General features: G+C 72.7%; 14 protein-coding genes and 1 riboswitch. Of the genes, 7 read left to right on the top strand and 7 right to left on the bottom strand.

The window, feature by feature from the left end; genetic code table 11:
- Nucleotides 1–1,593, top strand: coding sequence for a DUF5691 domain-containing protein (locus ACIQOE_RS15500; protein WP_401411898.1), 1,593 nt, complete (start codon nucleotides 1–3; stop codon nucleotides 1,591–1,593).
- A gap of 58 nt (nucleotides 1,594–1,651) precedes the next feature.
- On the opposite strand, the gene ACIQOE_RS15495 is transcribed toward ACIQOE_RS15500, so the two are convergent.
- The gene (locus ACIQOE_RS15495) at nucleotides 1,652–2,068 is read right to left on the bottom strand and encodes a cobalamin B12-binding domain-containing protein (RefSeq protein ID WP_351318312.1); all 417 of its coding nucleotides are present in this window, start codon (nucleotides 2,066–2,068) and stop codon (nucleotides 1,652–1,654) included.
- A gap of 316 nt (nucleotides 2,069–2,384) precedes the next feature.
- Between ACIQOE_RS15495 and ACIQOE_RS15490 the strand changes: the two genes are divergently transcribed.
- Both ACIQOE_RS15490 and ACIQOE_RS15485 read left to right on the top strand, forming a co-directional pair.
- Nucleotides 2,385–3,239 (top strand): alpha/beta fold hydrolase, encoded by an 855-nt coding sequence (locus ACIQOE_RS15490; RefSeq protein ID WP_351318310.1) that lies wholly within the window; start codon nucleotides 2,385–2,387, stop codon nucleotides 3,237–3,239.
- A 269-nt stretch (nucleotides 3,240–3,508) separates the two neighbouring features.
- Nucleotides 3,509–4,993, top strand: a complete 1,485-nt coding sequence (locus tag ACIQOE_RS15485) for a M23 family metallopeptidase (RefSeq protein ID WP_401411895.1) — start codon at nucleotides 3,509–3,511, stop codon at nucleotides 4,991–4,993.
- 70 nt (nucleotides 4,994–5,063) lie between these two features.
- On the opposite strand, the gene pcrA is transcribed toward ACIQOE_RS15485, so the two are convergent.
- The gene (gene pcrA, locus ACIQOE_RS15480; RefSeq protein WP_401411893.1) at nucleotides 5,064–7,547 is read right to left on the bottom strand and encodes a DNA helicase PcrA; all 2,484 of its coding nucleotides are present in this window, start codon (nucleotides 7,545–7,547) and stop codon (nucleotides 5,064–5,066) included.
- A gap of 322 nt (nucleotides 7,548–7,869) precedes the next feature.
- Nucleotides 7,870–8,040, top strand: a riboswitch (cyclic di-AMP (ydaO/yuaA leader).
- Nucleotides 8,041–8,048: 8 nt separating this feature from the next.
- Here pcrA and ACIQOE_RS15475 point away from each other — a divergent pair.
- Nucleotides 8,049–9,191 (top strand): NlpC/P60 family protein, encoded by a 1,143-nt coding sequence (locus ACIQOE_RS15475; RefSeq protein ID WP_401411891.1) that lies wholly within the window; start codon nucleotides 8,049–8,051, stop codon nucleotides 9,189–9,191.
- 99 nt (nucleotides 9,192–9,290) lie between these two features.
- Here the strand turns inward: ACIQOE_RS15475 and ACIQOE_RS15470 are convergent, their stop codons facing one another.
- Entirely contained in the window at nucleotides 9,291–9,644 is a 354-nt protein-coding gene (locus tag ACIQOE_RS15470; RefSeq protein WP_351318302.1) for a hypothetical protein, read from the bottom strand.
- A gap of 488 nt (nucleotides 9,645–10,132) precedes the next feature.
- Here ACIQOE_RS15470 and ACIQOE_RS15465 point away from each other — a divergent pair, with 488 nt between their 5' ends.
- Nucleotides 10,133–11,197 (top strand): NlpC/P60 family protein, encoded by a 1,065-nt coding sequence (locus tag ACIQOE_RS15465; protein ID WP_401411889.1) that lies wholly within the window; start codon nucleotides 10,133–10,135, stop codon nucleotides 11,195–11,197.
- Nucleotides 11,198–11,209: 12 nt separating this feature from the next.
- On the opposite strand, the gene ACIQOE_RS15460 is transcribed toward ACIQOE_RS15465, so the two are convergent.
- Together ACIQOE_RS15460 and ACIQOE_RS15455 are read right to left on the bottom strand one after the other, a co-directional pair.
- Nucleotides 11,210–11,923, bottom strand: a complete 714-nt coding sequence (locus ACIQOE_RS15460) for a response regulator transcription factor (RefSeq protein WP_351318292.1) — start codon at nucleotides 11,921–11,923, stop codon at nucleotides 11,210–11,212.
- Nucleotides 11,920–13,212 (bottom strand): PspC domain-containing protein, encoded by a 1,293-nt coding sequence (locus ACIQOE_RS15455; RefSeq protein WP_401411887.1) that lies wholly within the window; start codon nucleotides 13,210–13,212, stop codon nucleotides 11,920–11,922. The genes ACIQOE_RS15460 and ACIQOE_RS15455 overlap by 4 nt, the downstream gene beginning before the upstream one ends.
- Nucleotides 13,213–13,409: 197 nt before the next feature.
- On the opposite strand from ACIQOE_RS15455, the gene ACIQOE_RS15450 reads away from it, so the two are divergent.
- Both ACIQOE_RS15450 and ACIQOE_RS15445 read left to right on the top strand, forming a co-directional pair.
- Nucleotides 13,410–14,831, top strand: coding sequence for a PspC domain-containing protein (locus tag ACIQOE_RS15450; protein ID WP_401411885.1), 1,422 nt, complete (start codon nucleotides 13,410–13,412; stop codon nucleotides 14,829–14,831).
- A complete protein-coding gene (locus tag ACIQOE_RS15445; RefSeq protein WP_365570647.1) occupies nucleotides 14,818–15,027 on the top strand; it encodes a hypothetical protein in 210 nt (69 codons plus the stop codon). Before ACIQOE_RS15450 ends, ACIQOE_RS15445 begins: the two co-directional genes overlap by 14 nt.
- A 13-nt stretch (nucleotides 15,028–15,040) precedes the next feature.
- Here the strand turns inward: ACIQOE_RS15445 and ACIQOE_RS15440 are convergent, their stop codons facing one another.
- Entirely contained in the window at nucleotides 15,041–15,574 is a 534-nt protein-coding gene (locus tag ACIQOE_RS15440) for a DoxX family protein (RefSeq protein ID WP_351318284.1), read from the bottom strand.
- Nucleotides 15,575–15,764: 190 nt separating this feature from the next.
- Complete coding sequence (locus tag ACIQOE_RS15435; protein WP_351318282.1) at nucleotides 15,765–17,042, bottom strand: hypothetical protein; 1,278 nt, start codon at nucleotides 17,040–17,042, stop codon at nucleotides 15,765–15,767.
- Nucleotides 17,043–17,184 lie beyond the last annotated feature (142 nt).

Raw genomic sequence — 17,184 nt, 5'->3', positions numbered from 1 at the left:
GTGACCGCTTGGGAAGATCTCGTCACCACGGCCCTGCTGGGCACCGACCGGCGTCCGCCCGCGGCCGGCGGCTCCGGTCGGGCGGCTCCGGTGGCCGTGCTGGACGAGGCCGCCGTGGCGACCGTGCGCCGCCGGGCCGGGCTGCGGCCCGCGCGGGCCGCGGCCCGGCCGGAACCGGCTCCCGGGGACCCGCGGCCCGCGCTGCCGGCCGCGGCGGCGCGCAGGCTGGCGATGCTGCTGTCCGACCGGCCCGGCACCGGCAGCGGCGGTCGCCGGGGCACCTCGCCCGACCTCATGGAGCTGCTGCCCCAGTGGCTCGCGGCGGCCAATGCGCGCGGGTTCGCCGCGCCCCCGCAGACGCTGCCCGCGCTGCTGGACGCGGCCCGCGGCCGTACCGACCTGCGGCCCGCCGCGCTGGCCTTCGCGGGGCCGCGCGCGCTGTGGCTGGCCCGGTTCAACCAGGACTGGCGGTTCGCCCTGCGCGCGGCCCCGGGCGGCGGCGCGAGCCTGCCCGGGGCCGAGGACACCGACGGGATACGGCAGCTGTGGCAGGAGGGGCTGTTCGCCGAGCGGGTGGCGCTGCTGGCGGCGCTGCGGGCCCGTGCGCCGGAGGCGGCGCGCGAGCTGCTGGCCGGGACCTGGGCCACGGAGCGGGCGGAGGACCGGCTGATGTTCCTGGACTCGCTGCGCGCCGGACTGGCCGCCGGGGACGAGCCGTTCCTGGAGCTGGCGCTGTCGGACCGGAGCCGCAACGTGCGGACGACGGCCGCGGAACTGCTGTCCACGCTCCCGGACTCGGCGCTGGCGGGGCGGATGGCGGTGCGGGCCGCGGCGTGCGTGGCGGTCGACCGGACGGGGGACGGCCCGGTGATCGCGGTGGAGGCGCCGCCGGAGTGCGACCCGGGCATGGAGCGGGACGGAGTGGTGGCGAGACCGCCGACCGGACGCGGGGAACGGTCGTGGTGGCTGGGCCAGTTGGTGGAGGCGGCGCCGCTCGCGACCTGGCCGGTGCGGCTCGGCGGCCGTACTCCCGGGGAGATCGTGGCGCTGCCGGTCGCGGACGGCTGGCAGGGCGAGCTGCACGCGGCCTGGTGCCGGGCCGCCGTACGGCAGGGGGACGCCGAGTGGGCCAGGGCGCTGCTCGGGGTGCCGGCGGCGCCGGAGGCGGGGGGTCCCGGCGCGGTGTCGCTGGCCGAGCGGGCCAAGCTGCTGGGGACGCTGGGGGGTGCCGAGCGGGCCGGGTGGGTGGCCGGTTTCATCGCGGCGCACGGTCTGTCGGAGGCCTTCCAGCTGCTCGGGGTGTGCGTCGTCCCGTGGTCGGCGCCGCTCGGCCGGTCCGTGGTGGACGCGCTGAACATCGCGCGGGACGCCGGGAGTTACCCCTGGAGCTTCAGCGGGGTCATGGGCCTGGCCGAGCGCTGCCTGGATCCCGCGGAGGCGGGCCGGCTGGACGCGCTGCTGGCGGTGCCGGACGAGGGCGAGGACGCGTCTCCGGGTGCCGGCGGGTACTGGGCGGAGGCGTTCCAGCGGCTCGCGACGACGCTGCGGCTGCGGGCGGTGATGCTGGCGGAGCTGGGCCCGCTCGCCGGCTGAGTCTCCGGCCGCGGCTCCCCGGCGGATGTGCCGGAGGGAGCCGTGGCGCGGACGCGGCTCATGCCTGCGAGGGCTGCCGGACGTTCTCCCGTACCCACTCGACGATCGACGTCGTGGTCGCGCCGGGCGTGAAGATCGCGGCGACGCCCTTGTCCTTGAGGGGGGCGATGTCGTCCTCGGGGATGATGCCGCCGCCGAAGACGAGGATGTCCTCGGCCTCGCGCTCCCTGAGGAGGTCGAGCACCGCGGCGAACAGGGTGTTGTGGGCGCCGGAGAGGATGGACAGGCCGATCGCGTCGGCGTCCTCCTGGATGGCCGTGTCGACGATCTGCTCCGGCGTCTGGTGGAGCCCGGTGTAGATGACCTCCATGCCCGCGTCGCGCAGCGCCCGCGCGATGACCTTGGCCCCGCGGTCGTGGCCGTCGAGCCCCGGTTTGGCCACCACCACGCGGATCGGACCGGCTGCCACACCCATCACTGCCTCCATGACCACGAAACGAACACGCCAGCATGCGTGCGTACCGAGAAGTACCGCACATTTGACGCGTTCCGCCACCCGTCTCCAGTGAACGAACGTTATCTCCAGCATCCCGCAACCGGCAGTTTCGCGGAGGTTACCGAGGGGGAAATCACACAGTGTGGGACACGTCGGGGAGCCGCAGCGTGGTCCGCGGGGGCGACTGGGGCACGCGATGCGGCCCGTCGTCGTACCCTCGCCGCCTCCGCTCGGCCTCCCATAAGGGCACACAGGGGACAGAGCCGTCCCCCGTGCGCCGACAGGAGGTCGGCCGATGAAGGTCACCGGGGTGATCGAGCCCTTGCTCCCGCTCTGCCGCCGCCTGCTGCCGGACCGGCTCGCCGGTCTGTCGCTGGCCCTGCTGAAGTCGACCGCGCTGGAAGCCGCCATCCTGGCCGGGCACCTGCTCCTGTATCCGACCGGCCTCACCCCGGAGCGCCGCTCCCCCGCCCTGCCGGTACCGCGTGACGGCACGGCCGTGCTGCCGGTCCGCGCGGCCCCGCCGGTCGTGCTGCTGCACGGTTTCATCGACAACCGCTCGGTGTTCGTCCTGCTGCGCCGCGCGCTCGCCCAGCACGGCGGCCAGCGCGTGGAATCGCTGAACTACTCGCCGCTGACCTGCGACATCCGTACCGCCGCGGGCCTGCTGGGCCGGCACATCGAGGAGATCTGCCAGCGCACCGGCAGCCGCCGGGTCGACATCGTCGGGCACAGCCTGGGCGGCCTGATCGCCCGCTACTACGTGCAGCGGCTCGGCGGCGACTACCGCGTCCGCACCCTGGTGACCCTCGGCACCCCGCACTCCGGGACCCGGGTCGTGCCGCTCGCGGACGCGCACCCGATCGTGCGGCAGATGCGTCCGGGCTCGGAGGTCATCGAGGAGCTGGCGCTGCCCGCGCCCGGCTGCCGCACCCGGTTCGTCGGCTTCTGGAGCGACCTCGACTCGGTGATGGAACCGGTTGAGACGGCCCGGATCGACCACCCGGACCTCATGGCGACGAACGTGCGGGTGACCGGCGTCGGCCACCTCGCACTGCCGGTCCATCCGGCGGTCGCGACCGGCATACGGCAGGCGCTGGACGAGGCGCATCCACAGGAGCGGGTCGCGGGCGGTCTGACGGTGGCCTGACGGCAACTGGAGGGCGAACCAGACGAGGCCGGGCATTCGGGTCGGTTCGGGCGGGCAATGACGGCCGGGCAACCCCGATATGGACCCGCCAAACGTCGAACACTCCTCGAACACAAGGCCAAACCCGCGCCCGTCGTCCCCCGAAACACGGCCGAATGCCCGTTTCCCGAAACCACGAAACCTGCGGAAGATTGTCGCGCCCGTATACCGCCGGGTACAGTCGCCGCACTGCTCTGGCAGCCCCTGTTGTCGAGGCGAAAGAGAAGTTGGTGAACGACCGTCACCCGTCGGGGACCATGACCACCCCGGCCCCGGCTTCCGACGCCGGCCAGGCGCACTACGCGCCGTACGGCACCCAGGAAGCCCAGTACGGCGACTTCACCACGTACGGCGACCACACCGCCACCGGCACCGCGTTCCACAGCGACCCGCTCTTCGGGCATCTCCCGGGCGAGGCCCAAGCCACCGGCGCGTACGACACCACGCAGTGGCAGACGGCCGGCGACCACACCCTGAACTACGACCCGTACGCGGCCCAGCACCAGGCCGCCTACGACTCCGGCGCCTACGACAGCACCACCTGGACCGTCCCGCCGCAGGCGGCACACCCGGCCCAGGCGACGACGGGCGACGGCAGCGGCCACTGGGACGCGAGCGCCTGGCACCAGCCCGACCAGTCGACCATGGCCGGCGCGACCCAGCAGTGGGAGTGGGGCACCCAGGTCTTCGACACCGGCGCCTACGACGCCACGCAGTGGAACTCCGACGGCACCCCGGCGCAGCAGCCCGAGCCGGACCCCCGGCACGAGCCGCACCCGGCCGACTTCGACACGTCGGCGACCCAGATGTTCGAGCACGTCGGCTACGACGAGTTCGAGGAGTTCACGGCGGCTGCGGAGGACCCCGCGGAGGCCGGGGAGCCGGCCGCGACCGGCGAACTGCCCGTGGTGACGCCCCTCCTGGAGGACCAGGAGGAGATGACTCCGGCCGCGACACGCTCCGGCGCCCGCGCCGGGTCTCGTTCCCGCCGCCGTACGCCCCCCAAGCGCTCCGCGCTGCTGACCATCGCCGTCCCGTCGGCCTGCGTGATGGGGGTCGCCGGGATCGCGGCCGCGTCCGTGGGCAACCTGACCGGCGACGGCCAGGACACCGCCGCCGCCGCATCGGACGCGCACTCGGTGAAGCCGTCCGCCGCCAACAGCAAGCTGGACGCCCAGCTGAGGACGCTCTCGGCCGGTGCCGACGACTTCGCCGACCGGGCCAGCCGGACCCAGGAGCGCATCGACCTCAAGACCCAGCAGGAGGCCGAGAAGAAGAAGGCGGCGGCGGAAGCGGCCCGCAAGGAGCGGCTGCGCCCCAAGTACGTCCTCCCGGTCACCCAGCGAGGACTCAGCGCCTACTTCGGCCAGGCCGGCGTGAACTGGATGTCCGTCCACACGGGCATCGACTTCCCCGTCTCCTACGGCACCACCGTCATGGCCGCGACCGACGGCGTCGTCTCCACCAAGTGGAACAGCGCCTACGGCAACATGATGATCGTGACGGCGAAGGACGGCACGGAGACCTGGTACTGCCACCTCTCCTCGTACCGCGTCGCCTCCGGCACCGTCGTGAAGGCCGGCGACCCGGTCGCGTACTCCGGGAACTCCGGGAACTCGACCGGCCCGCACCTGCACTTCGAGGTCAGGCCGGCGGGCGGCGCCGCCATAGACCCGCTGCCGTGGCTGCGCAGCCACGGACTCGACCCGACCTGACCCTCCCGGTCCCCGGCCGACGAGCCCCGCTCGTCGGCGGCGGGGCCCGGCGTCCGCGCGGCTCGCGCGGTTACAGCTTCTCGACCGGCGCGTACCGCAGCAGCAGCCGCTTCGGCTTGGTGTCGCCGAAGTCGATCGTCGCCTCCTCGTTGCCGCCCGTGCCCTTCACCCCGACGACCGTGCCGAGACCGAACTGGTCGTGGGTGACGCGGTCGCCGACGGCCAGCGAGACCACCGGCTTCTCCGCGCTCCGCCGGGTGGCGAAACCGGAGCCGCCGGACGCCGAGGAGCGCGAACGGGTCGAGGAGAGCGAGGACGCCACGCCGGACACGGGCCCGGAGGAGACCGGCGCCGTCGCACCGGTCCGCTTCCACTCCAGATACCCGGCCGGGATCTCCTCCAGGAAGCGCGAGGGCGGGTTGTACGACGGCTGCCCCCAGGCGCTGCGCATCGTCGACCGCGTGAGGTACAGCCGCTCCCGCGCGCGCGTGATGCCGACGTACGCGAGGCGCCGCTCCTCCTCCAGCTCCTTGGTCTGGCCGAGGGCGCGCATGTGCGGGAAGACGCCGTCCTCCATGCCGGTCAGGAAGACCACCGGGAATTCGAGGCCCTTGGCGGTGTGCAGGGTCATCAGCGTGATGACGCCCGAGCCGTCCTCGTCCTCGTCGGGGATCTGGTCGGAGTCGGCGACCAACGCCACCCGCTCCAGGAAGTCCGACAGTCCGACGGAGGCCTCGTCCGCCCCGGACTCCTGCTCGAACTCCAGTGCCACGGAGGCGAGTTCCTGGAGGTTCTCGATCCGGGTCTCGTCCTGCGGGTCGGTGGAGGCCTGCAGCTCGGCGAGGTAGCCGGTGCGCTCCAGGATCGCCTCCAGGACCGTGGCCGGTCCGGCGCCGGACTCCACGACCGTACGGAGGTCCTCCATCAGCGTGTTGAACCGCTTGACCGCGTTGGTGGAGCGCGCGGCCATGCCGTACGCCTCGTCGACGCGCTTGAGCGCCTGCGGGAAGCTGATCTTCTCGCGCTGGGCGAGGGCGTCGATCATCGCCTCCGCGCGGTCGCCGATACCGCGCTTGGGCACGTTGAGGATCCGGCGCAGCGGGACGGAGTCCTCCGGGTTGGCCAGCACCCGCAGGTAGGCCAGGACGTCCCGGACCTCCTTGCGCTCGTAGAAGCGGACGCCGCCGACGACCTTGTAGGGCAGGCCGACCCGGATGAAGATCTCCTCGAAGACACGGGACTGGGCGTTGGTGCGGTAGAAGACGGCGACGTCGCCGGCCTTCGCCTCGCCCGCGTCGGTCAGACGGTCTATCTCCTCGGCGACGAACTGGGCCTCGTCGTGCTCGGTGTCGGCGACGTAACCGGTGATCTGCGCGCCCGCGCCCGCGTTGGTCCACAGATTCTTCGGGCGGCGGGACTCGTTGCGCTCGATGACCGCGTTGGCGGCGGAGAGGATCGTCTGGGTGGAGCGGTAGTTCTGCTCCAGGAGGATCGTCGTCGCGTTCGGGTAGTCCTCCTCGAACTGGAGGATGTTGCGGATCGTCGCGCCCCGGAAGGCGTAGATCGACTGGTCGGCGTCGCCGACGACGCACAGCTCGGCGGGCGGCAGGTCGTGCTCGGCGGGTGGTACGTCCTCGGCGTGGCCGCCGGTGCCGACCAGCTCGCGCACGAGCGCGTACTGGGCGTGGTTGGTGTCCTGGTACTCGTCGACCAGGACGTGCCGGAAGCGGCGGCGGTAGTGCTCGGCGACGTCCGGGAAGGCCCGCAGCAGGTTGACCGTCGTCATGATCAGGTCGTCGAAGTCGAGGGCGTTCGCCTCGCGCAGCCGCGACTGGTAGAGCGCGTAGGCCTGGGCGAGGGTCTTCTCGAAGCCGTCGGTGGCCTGCGCGGCGAAGTCCTCCTCGTCGATCAGCTCGTTCTTGAGGTTGCTGATCTTGGCGCTGAAGGACTTGGGCGGGAAGCGCTTGGGGTCGAGGTCCAGGTCGCGGCAGACCAGGGCCATCAGGCGCTTGGAGTCGGCAGCGTCGTAGATCGAGAAGGAGGAGGTGAAGCCGAGCTTCTTGCTCTCCCTGCGCAGGATCCGCACGCACGCGCTGTGGAAGGTCATGACCCACATCGCGTTCGCGCGCGGGCCGACGAGGTGCTCGACGCGCTCCTTCATCTCGCCCGCGGCCTTGTTGGTGAAGGTGATCGCGAGGATCTGGCCGGGGTGCACCTGCCGGGCGCCCAGCAGGTGCGCGATGCGGTGGGTGAGCACGCGCGTCTTGCCGGAACCGGCACCGGCCACGATGAGCAGCGGGGTGCCGGCGTGCACGACGGCGGCCCGCTGGTTCTCGTTCAGCCCCTCCAGGAGGGTGGCCGGGTCCTGGGCGGGGCGGGCGGCGCCGTCGCGGTAGTAGGCGTCCCGGTCCGGGGGCGCGTCGAACCGCCCGCCGAACAGATCGTCCGGAATCGGCTCCGGTACGTGCTCGTCCTCGGGCGGCGGGGGTTCCTCCTCGTGGCCGCGCGGGGGCTGGAGGCTCGCCAGGAAGCTGTCGTCAAAGAGGCTGCTCATCGCTCTCCGAGTCTAGGGCGCCCCACTGACAACCGGTCCCCACCCCGCAAACTCGCCCCCGTCACCCACCAGAACCGGCCGCTCACGATCAGCGATGACGCACCGTGAGCGGAGGCGCGCCCGCCGGGCGGCGGGACGGGCCGGTCGACTCCTGCGGACACGTCGCGCCATATCCGGACGAATGCACCGATCTCTTGAGCCACCGAGGCCAAGGTCACGAAAATGTATCGGGCATATCGCACATCAACCTTCACACAGAGCACACGAGTTGGCTAGCGTGCGGGCAGGCCGTACGACCCCCACCGGCGAACGTCGCCGGGCCGCACGGCCTCCGCCGAGTCCAGGGTGCCGCCGCGCATCCGGAGCCGGGGACCCACCGAACCCGGGGTGAATCGGTCCCGACTTCCCTCCGGGGAGCGGACCGTAGGGCAACCCTTCCGAGTCATCCGCCCGAACCCGACAGCTAACCCGGTAGGCGGAGCACGGAAGGAGTCGCCCCCGTTGGCGTCGCACCGCAAGTCGCGTCCGTCCGCAACGCGCGTAGCAGGCATACGCACCCCCGCCCTGGCCACCGCCGCCCTCACCTCCGTGGCCCTGCTCTCCCAGACGGCCAACGCCGCGCCCTCCGAGGACGGCAAGCCCAGCCTGGAGGAGGTCGAGAAGAAGGTCGACGCCCTCTACCGGCAGGCGGAGTCGGCGACCGAGAAGTACAACGCGGCCAAGGAGAGGACGGGCAAGCAGCGCAAGCAGGTCGACACCCTGCTCGACGACGTCGCCCAGCGCACGGACCGGCTGAACAAGGCGCGTGAGGAGCTGGGTTCGTTCGCCGCGGCCCAGTACCGGACGGGGGCCAGCGCGCCCGACACGTCGACCTTCCTGCTCGCGGACACCCCGCAGGACTACTTCGACCAGACGCAGCTGATGAACCGGCTGACCTCGCGCCAGAAGGGCGCGGTCGACGACTACGCCACCCAGCAGTCCGCGACCATGGCGAAGCGGCAGGAGGCCGCCAAGAGCCTGGAGACCCTCACCGAGACCCAGGACGACCTGAAGACCGCCAAGAGCACCGTCCAGGCGAAGCTGGCGTCCGCGCGGGAGCTGCTGTCACAGCTGAACGCCCAGGAGAAGGCGCGGCTGGCGGAGATCGAGAAGAAGCAGCGGGCAGCGGCGGCGGCCAAGGCGGCGGAGCTGGCGAAGCAGCAGGCGGCGGCCGAGCGGAAGGACGCCCCGCCGTCGTCCGCGCCGTCCTCGGGCGGCTCCTCCTCGTCCTCCGGCTCCGCCTACGGGACGAAGGCCGCCAAGGCGATCGCCTTCGCCCGCGCGCAGATCGGCAAGCCGTACGTCTGGGGCGCCACCGGCCCCGGCTCCTACGACTGCTCCGGCCTGTCCCAGGCCGCCTGGAAGGCCGCGGGCGTCTCGCTGCCGCGCACCACGTACGACCAGGTGAACGCCGGCACCACCGTCTCCCTCGCCGACGCCCGCCCCGGCGACCTGGTCTTCTTCTACGACGACGTCACCCACGTCGGCATCTACATCGGCGACGGCATGATGATCCACGCCCCGAAGCCCGGCGCCTACGTCCGGGAGGAGTCGATCTACTACGGCGGCGAGTCGATCATCCACAGCGTGGTACGCCCGGCCTGAACCGGGCGGACCCGCGCCTTTCGCACCGCACGCGCGCGTGCCCCGTTCGCACGGCGGCCGGGGCCGCGCCCGGGCCGGCTTCCCCGGACGTCCCCCGGATCACGTCCACAGCACGGCGATGAAGATGTTCGCCATGGTCAGCAGGCCGACCGCGCCGAACGCGCCCTTCTCCACCTTCTCCTCGTCCCGCTTCACGTAGACGAGCCCGAGGATCACGATCAGCAGCGCGAGCTTCACACCGATCTTGACGGTGTTGACGTGGTGGTCGTCGGCCTCGTTGAGACCGACCAGGATCACGCCCGTGGCGAGCATGGTGAACGCGCCGTGCAGCATTCCGGGGACGAACCGGGCCGTGCCCTGGCCCATCGCCTTCATCTGGGTGAGGAAGCCGCCGAGGAGCGCGGCGATGCCGATGATGTGCAGGCCGACGAAGAGATGGATGAGTACGCCCATGGCTCCGGAGCCTAACCAGCCGCCCCCGGAGCACCGCTCACCGGCCCCTGTCCGGGCGCCTTCTCCTGTCCGGACACCGGCTTTCCGCGACATCCGCTCCGGCACCCGGCATCGCATATATGCGCCATAGCAGCCCGCGCACCCCGGCCGCCCCGGAACCGGCGCTTCGGTCATCCCGCCCCGTGAAGCCGACGGCTCCGGACCGGAATTCCGGTCACATACCGTCAGGTAACGATCCGGTCACACCAATTCCGTGCATCACGTTACCGACCCGACACACTCCGTCCTAGCGTCCTCCCCCAGGTGACCGACTCCCCACCGCCGCCCGGGCCAGGGGCGGCAGTCGGACACCACCGCCGAGAAAGTCCGGCGGCGGCCCGTTCCCCTGTGCGGGCCGCCGCCGGACGCGTACACCGCGGTCGCACACACGCTCCCCCGGCCTGTGTACGGACGGTCCGGCGGCCTACGAAAGGACGTGAGCAGTCCAGGTGGCAGCGCACCGCAAGCCCCGACAGCGCTCGCTCGGCGGCAACACGGCCCGCACGGCCGTCACCCTCGCCCTGGCGGGCGCGGCCACCGCGACGGGCTTCGAAGGGACCGGCAACGCCGAGCCGCAACTGACACCGGCGCAGGTGAAGGCCAAGGTGGACCAGCTGTACCAGCAGGCCGAGACGGCCACCGAGAAGTACGACGGGGCGAAGGAGAAGGCCGACACGGCCCAGCGGCGGATCAAGGCGCTCCAGGACCAGACCGCCCGCAAGCAGGAGAATCTCAACTCCGCGCGGGACGCGCTCGGTCTGGCCGCGGCCGCGCAGTACCGCGACGGCGGTATCGACCCGGCGTGGCAGCTGGCGCTCTCCAGCGATCCCGACCGGTACCTGGACAACGCCGCGTTCGCCGAACGGGCCGGCGCCGCTCAGGCCGGCGCGGTCACACGGGTGCGCCGGCAGCTGCGGGAGATCGAGCAACTGCGCGGCGCGGCACACGTGGAGCTGGCCTCGCTGCGCTCCCGGCAGGCCGAGCTGGAACGGCAGAGGACCACCATCACCGGCAAACTCGCCGAGGCCCGGCGGCTGCTGGACCGGCTCTCGCCGCAGCAGCAGGCGGTGGTCACCGCGGACGGCTCGCCCGCGCGCGCCTCCCGCTCGGCCTCCGACGGCCGCGCCGCGCTCGCCTCGGCCACCGCCCCGGCGACCGCCTCCGACTCCCGGGCCGCGGCCGCCGTGGCGTACGCCTACTCCAAGCTCGGCAGCCCCTACGTCTGGGGCGCGACCGGCCCGAACGCCTTCGACTGCTCAGGACTCGCCCAGGCCGCCTACCGCTCCGCCGGTGTCTCCCTCCCCCGCACCACCTACGCCCAGATCAACGCAGGCCGCCGGGTGTCCCGCTCCGAACTCCAGCCGGGCGACCTGGTGTTCTTCTACTCGGGCATCAGCCACGTCGGCATCTACATCGGCAACGGCCAGATGATCCACGCGCCCAACCCCTCGGCGCCGGTGCGGATCGCCCCGGTCGACGAGATGCCGTTCGCGGGGGCGACGCGGGTGGTGTGAGGGCGGACCGCGTCAGACCAGCCGACGGGCCGTCGCCCAGCGGGTCAGCTCGTGCCGGTTGGACAGCTGCAGCTTGCGCAGGACCGCCGACACATGGGACTCGACCGTCTTGACGGAGATGAACAGCTGCTTGGCGATCTCCTTGTAGGCGTAGCCGCGGGCGATCAGGCGCAGCACCTCGCGCTCGCGCTGGGTGAGACGGTCGAGGTCCTCGTCGACCGGCGGGGCGTCGGTGGAGGCGAAGGCGTCCAGGACGAACCCGGCCAGGCGCGGGGAGAAGACCGCGTCGCCCTCCTGGACACGGAAGATCGAGTCGACCAGGTCGGTGCCGGTGATCGTCTTGGTGACGTAGCCACGGGCCCCGCCGCGGATCACCCCGATCACGTCCTCGGCCGCGTCCGACACGGACAGCGCGAGGAAACGCACCGGCCGTTCGGCGTCCGCCGCCAGCGGGGCGCACCGGCGCAGCACCTCGACCCCGCCGCCGCCCGGCAGGTGCACGTCGAGGAGCACCACCTCGGGCCGGGTCGCGGTGATCACCGAGACCGCCTGGTCGACGTCGGCGGCCTCCCCGACCACCTCCACGCCGGTCTGCTCGGTCTGGCCGATCTCGGCCTGCACTCCGGTACGGAACATCCGGTGGTCGTCGACGAGGACCACGCGCACCCGACGCCCGGCCTTCTCCGTGCCTTCCGCCGGGCCGTTCGCCTCGGTCGCGTCGCTCATGACGTGTTCTCCGCCCTCTCCATCTCCAGCTCGACCTCCGTGCCGCCGCCCGGCACGGACCGCAGCCGCGCGGTGCCGCCATGGCGCTCCATTCGGCCGATGATCGATTCTCTGACACCCATGCGGTCGGCGGGTATCGAGTCGAGGTCGAAACCGGGACCGCGGTCGCGGACGGACACGAAGACCGTCCTGCCCTCGGCCTCGGCGTAGACCTGGACGGCGCCGCCCTCGCCACCGTACTTGGCGGCGTTGACCATTGCCTCACGCGCGGCCTGCATCTGCGCGCCCAACCGCTCGTCGAGCGGGCAGTCGCCGACCACCACGACCTCGATGGGGACGCCGTGCTTGTCCTCGACCTCCGCGGCACTGCGGCGGACCGCCTCGGCGAGGGTGGTCGGTTCGTCGGCCTCGTCCTTGCCGGTGCCCTCCGGCTTGTACAGCCAGGTGCGCAGGTCGCGCTCCTGCGCGCGGGCGAGGCGGCGCACCTCGTTCGCATTCTCCGCGTTGCGCTGGATCAGGGTCAGGGTGTGCAGCACGGAGTCGTGGACGTGGGCGGCGACCTCGGCGCGCTCCTGGGCGCGGATGCGCATCAGCCGCTCCTCGGAGAGGTCCTGGGTCATCCGCACGAGATAGGGGCCGGCGAGCAGGGTGATGCCGACGAGCACGGCGAGCGAGGCCTGGAGCACCGCACCGATGTGCGCGGCGGAGCCCTGCATGACGAAGACGCCGGAGACGCCCGCCGTGACGAGCAGGACACCGACGCCCGCGCGCAGCAGCGAGAGCGTGCGGCGGCGCCTGCCGACCTCGACCCAGCGGGCCCGGCGGGCGTTGTCCGCCTGCCGCCAGACCAGCGCCACGCCGGCGGCCACCAGGACCGCGGGCAGGAGATAGGCCTTGGCGCCGTTGGTGAGGTTGACGCTGCCCACGAACACCATGGACACGACGACCATGAGGAGCAGCGCGACGATCTGGCCCCTGTCGGGCCTGCGGGCGACGAGTCTGCGCCGGCCGTCCGCCGAGGTCTCGGTGGTGACCAGGGAAGGCGGCTTCTGACCGCCGACGCCGCCGAGGCCGAGCGGTACGAAGAACCAGAACGCGGCGTAGAGCAGCGCGCCGAGGCCGTTGGCCATGAACAGGCCGACGAAGACGAGCCGCACCCACACGACGGGCAGGCCGAGGTGCCCGGCGAGGCCCCGCGCCACTCCACCGAGCCACCGTCCGTCGCTGCTGCGGTAGAGCTTGCGCGGCGGCCGCGGGTCGTCGAGGGGCACTGCTGCGGCTTCCGGCATGCCATCGATGTTCACACGCCGGGGATCCCCGGGCATCAGGGTCTGCCCCCGATACTCCCCTGATCTTCGGATTTCCCCGCGGCGGACCGTCGGGGGCGGGTTCGAACGCGTCCCGGTCCGGGCTCGGGGCCGATCTCAGGGTTCGGCCAGGGTCATCCCGACTGCCGTCGCGGCTCCTCGCCCGTCACCATTGACTCATGACTGATCACGAGCACGCCGCGACGGGTCCGGGACCCGGCCCCGGCCCGCGGCCCGCCCAGGGCCCCGGGCCGTCGGATGCCGCGCCCGCCGCGGCGGAGACCGCCGGGACGGGGGCGCCGGACACGGAGGCCGGCGCCACCGGCGCCGGGACGCTCCCCCGGTTCCGGCGCGACCGCCGGCACAAGATGATCGCGGGCGTGTGCGCGGGACTGGGACGTCACACCGACCTGGACCCGGTGATCTTCCGCATCACCCTCGCGGTGCTGGCCGCGACCGGCGGCATCGGTCTCCTCTTCTACGGTTTCGCCTGGCTCTTCGTTCCCTACGAGGACGACGAGGAGAACGAGGTCCGCAAGCTGCTCACCGGCCGGGTCGACGGACAGGCCCTGGCGGCGGTGCTGTTCGCCCTGGTCGGCTGCGGAGTCCTGCTGACGATGATCAGGAACGGCGGGGTGCTGACGTTCGCGGTCGTCCTGTCCGTGCTGCTGGCCGGCGCCGGGTACTGGTCGCGACGGCGGGGCGCCCCCGACCCCGATCCGCTGGCCGCGCAGACGGTCGCCGACGCCCCTCCGGAGGCCCAGGCGCCGCCGATCTCGATCACCTACCCCTCGTGGTGGCGCGACCCGATCGTGAAGGACGGCACGCACGTCGGCGGCACCGGATACCTGTGGGGTCCGGGCGAGGCCCGCGGCCGGGAGGCTCCCGGCCTCGACTTCCGCCTGAGTTCTCCGTGGGTCCACGGCCAGGACACGGCCGCCCGGCGGAGCACGCCCGCGGCGCCGCGCGGTCCGCGCTGGATCGGCGGCTGGATCTTCCTGTTCGCGCTGCTGGCGGGCGGCCTCGGCACGGGCCTGACGTGGGACACGCACCCGCTCGGCACCAGCCTGCAGACCGGTCTGGCCGGCGCGCTGATCGTGTTCGGCCTGGGCACGGCGGTCAGCTCGTTTTTGGGGCGCACGGGCGCCGGCTCGCTGTTCCTGGCGCTCGTCACGGCGGCCCTGCTGGCGGCGTCGACGGCCCTGCCGTCCGACATCGGCACCCACTGGACGCGCCGGTCCTGGACCCCTGCGACGGCGGCCCAGGTGAAGCCGGGTTACGACCTGGGGACCGGCGTCGCCACCCTGGACCTGGGGCACATACGCGTCGCCGAGGGACGGACGGTCTCGACGGCCGCCGAGGTCGGTGCGGGCCGGCTGCGGATCGTCGTGCCGGCCGACGTGACCGTGCGGATGAGCATCCACGTGGGGCTGGGCGACATCCAGTTGCCCGGCGACGGCCAGAAGGACGTGGACGTGGCACCGGGCAAGCACGAAGACGTGACGCTGCGGCCGGCCGCCGGAGCGAAGCACACGGGCACGCTCGACCTGGACCTCCAGGTCGGCGCGGGACAGGTGGAGGTGAGCCGTGCTGCGGCATGAGTTCCAGCCGGGTCGGCTGGTCGTGGGTGTCTTCCTGACGGCGACGGGGATCGCCTACGCCGGTGACGCGGCGGGCCTGTGGAGGACCGAGTGGTTCGCGGCCATCCCCTTGACGGTGGCCGGCCTGTTCCTGGCAGGCGTGACCGCGGCTCTGACCCGGGCGATACGCAGGCGCCGCCGCGCACCGGAGAGTTAGCGAGGAGCGGAGGTCAGCGCAGGCCGCCGGAGCGTCGCCTGCGCCTGGCATGCAGCATCGCGTCCAGGGAGAGGTAGGGGGCACCGGCCAGGACCAGGGGCAGCCAGGCCATCAGGTAGGCGAGGTCGTTGCCGTAGTAGTACGGGGAGTTGGCCCAGCTGATGGTCAGCCAGAGGCTGAGCGAGATGAGCGCACCGCCGAGGGCGGCCACCCGGGCCAGCAGACCGAAGAGGGTCCCGAGGCCCACGGCGAGTTCACCGAGGGCGATCGCCGTGCCGAAGCCGACCGGATTCTTCAGAGCCAGGTCGATCAGGGCCGGGATGGCGGCGGAGTCCCGGACCCCGCGCATGGTGTCGCCGATCGAACCGGCGCCGCCGGACTTCAGGAACTCGCTGCTGGTCAGTTTGTCCAGACCGGCATAGATGAAAGTGACGCCCAGGAAGATCCGCAAAGGAAGGAGGGCGTATCGGGTGGCGGTCTCCCGCAGACCACCACGATCGCCATCGAGATACGGGGGATGCGTGTCCGTACGAATGCCGTGAGTCATCGCCACTAGCCGCCTCTCGCCGGTGTGCCCAGGGCCCCTCAACAGACCATACGTACGACAACCGCGGGCGGCTCAATCCTCTCGCGGACGTTTTTCCGAATTTCGGCGGCTCTTCGTCACCCGCACGGCCACACACCCGTGGGTGCCGTCGCCGGAACGGCCGTTCCGGCACCCGGTCACCTCGGCCGCGTCACTCGGTCACCTCGACCACGCACCGGTTGGTGGCCGTCCCGGCGGCCGTCACCACCTGGATCTCCACCGGTCCCGGCTCCACCTCGACGGGTACGGGGACGGTGAGGACGCCGTCCGTGGGATTGCTGAAGCCGCCGGCGACGGGGACCAGCGGGACGTGGACGTTGACCGCGCCGACCCGCACGACCATGCGGGCCAGGCGGTCGGCGGTCTCGGCGCCGGGAGGCACGAAGCCGGTGCCGCGGATCTCGATGTCGTCGCCGGTGCGGATGGGCGCGTCCAGGTCACCGGCCTCGCGGGCCCGGACGACGGAGAGGATGACCGGCCGGCCGCCCTCGGCGTACTTGCCGGCGAGGTAGGTCGCGGCGGAGATCAGGACCACGGTCGCCAGACCCCAGGGCAGGTCCGGCAGCTGGTCGGGGCGGCGGGCGAGGCGCACGGCGGCGAAGACCAGGGCGACGGCGCCGATCACGACGTACTGGATGTCGGCGAAGGTGCCCCGGCCGGAGTCGTCGGTGAGCAGGTCGGCCGCGCGGGGGCGGTGTGCGGGCACCTTCTGCAGGCGCTGGCCGAGGATGCGCAGCCCGACCACCCGGCGCACCAGGACGGCGATGCCGCAGACCACGGCAAGGACGGTCACCACGCCGGCGCCGCGGGCGAGGTCGAGGCCGGAGATCAGGGCGTCCCGGTCGGCGGGAGAGGAGGCGACGGCCAGACGGCCGGCGAGGACGAGCACGGCGTAGGCGACGAAGAGGACCCAGGAGGCGGCCACGGTGCGGGAGGTGGACATGCGGTTGTCCTCGCCGATCACGGGGGCGAGCACTCCGCCGCGCGAGCGGTGGAACCAGGAGCCGGCGGTCAGCGCGAGGGCCACGGCCACGGCGGCGGCCAGTCCGGCGGTGCGGGCGCTGGTCCAGCCGGCACCGATCGCGGTGAGGGACTGGACCAGGAGCATGATCACGACGGTGGCCCAGACCGTCACGACGGTGCGCAGCCAGAGCCGGGCGAGCCACGCCCCGCCCTCGGCACGGCCGCGTTCGGCGACGACCTCGGCGGACTGGGAGAGTTCCTCGGAGACCCACTGCCGGGAGGCGGAGGCGGAGTGGGCCACCGCCGCCGGCAGGCCCTGTCCGGCCGCGAACTCCTCGCGTTTGAGCAGGAATTCGGCGACCGCCCGCCGGTGCCCCTCGCGTGCCCCGTGCGGACAGTCCCCGCACGCGCAGCCGCCGCCGTGGACACCCGAACCGGCGCCCTGCCTCGCCTCCTGCACCGCCACGCCCGACGCCCGCCTTCCCCACGCCCGGGGCACGACGCCCAGGGCCCTCCCCGGGGCCGTACGACGCCGTGCAACTCCCTTGTGTCGAGGACGAATTGTGCCCTACGCCACGCTGTCCGCGTTCAGCGGCCCGGTCACCACG

The organism is Streptomyces sp. NPDC091282 (genome assembly GCF_044757385.1).
In the GTDB taxonomy this organism is placed as follows: Bacteria; Actinomycetota; Actinomycetes; order Streptomycetales; family Streptomycetaceae; genus Streptomyces; species Streptomyces gramineus.
This window is presented reverse-complemented; position numbering and strand designations above follow the sequence as displayed.

Excerpts from the sequence above, each read along its gene's own strand:
- pcrA (WP_401411893.1), bottom strand. The coding sequence starts at position 7,547 with ATGAGCAGCCTCTTTGACGACAGCTTCCTGGCGAGCCTCCAGCCCCCG.
- ACIQOE_RS15455 (WP_401411887.1), bottom strand. The coding sequence starts at position 13,212 with ATGCCGGAAGCCGCAGCAGTGCCCCTCGACGACCCGCGGCCGCCGCGC.
- ACIQOE_RS15460 (WP_351318292.1), bottom strand. The coding sequence starts at position 11,923 with ATGAGCGACGCGACCGAGGCGAACGGCCCGGCGGAAGGCACGGAGAAG.
- ACIQOE_RS15470 (WP_351318302.1), bottom strand. The coding sequence starts at position 9,644 with ATGGGCGTACTCATCCATCTCTTCGTCGGCCTGCACATCATCGGCATC.
- ACIQOE_RS15495 (WP_351318312.1), bottom strand. The coding sequence starts at position 2,068 with ATGGGTGTGGCAGCCGGTCCGATCCGCGTGGTGGTGGCCAAACCGGGG.
- ACIQOE_RS15450 (WP_401411885.1), top strand. The coding sequence starts at position 13,410 with ATGACTGATCACGAGCACGCCGCGACGGGTCCGGGACCCGGCCCCGGC.
- ACIQOE_RS15440 (WP_351318284.1), bottom strand. The coding sequence starts at position 15,574 with ATGACTCACGGCATTCGTACGGACACGCATCCCCCGTATCTCGATGGC.
- ACIQOE_RS15490 (WP_351318310.1), top strand. The coding sequence starts at position 2,385 with ATGAAGGTCACCGGGGTGATCGAGCCCTTGCTCCCGCTCTGCCGCCGC.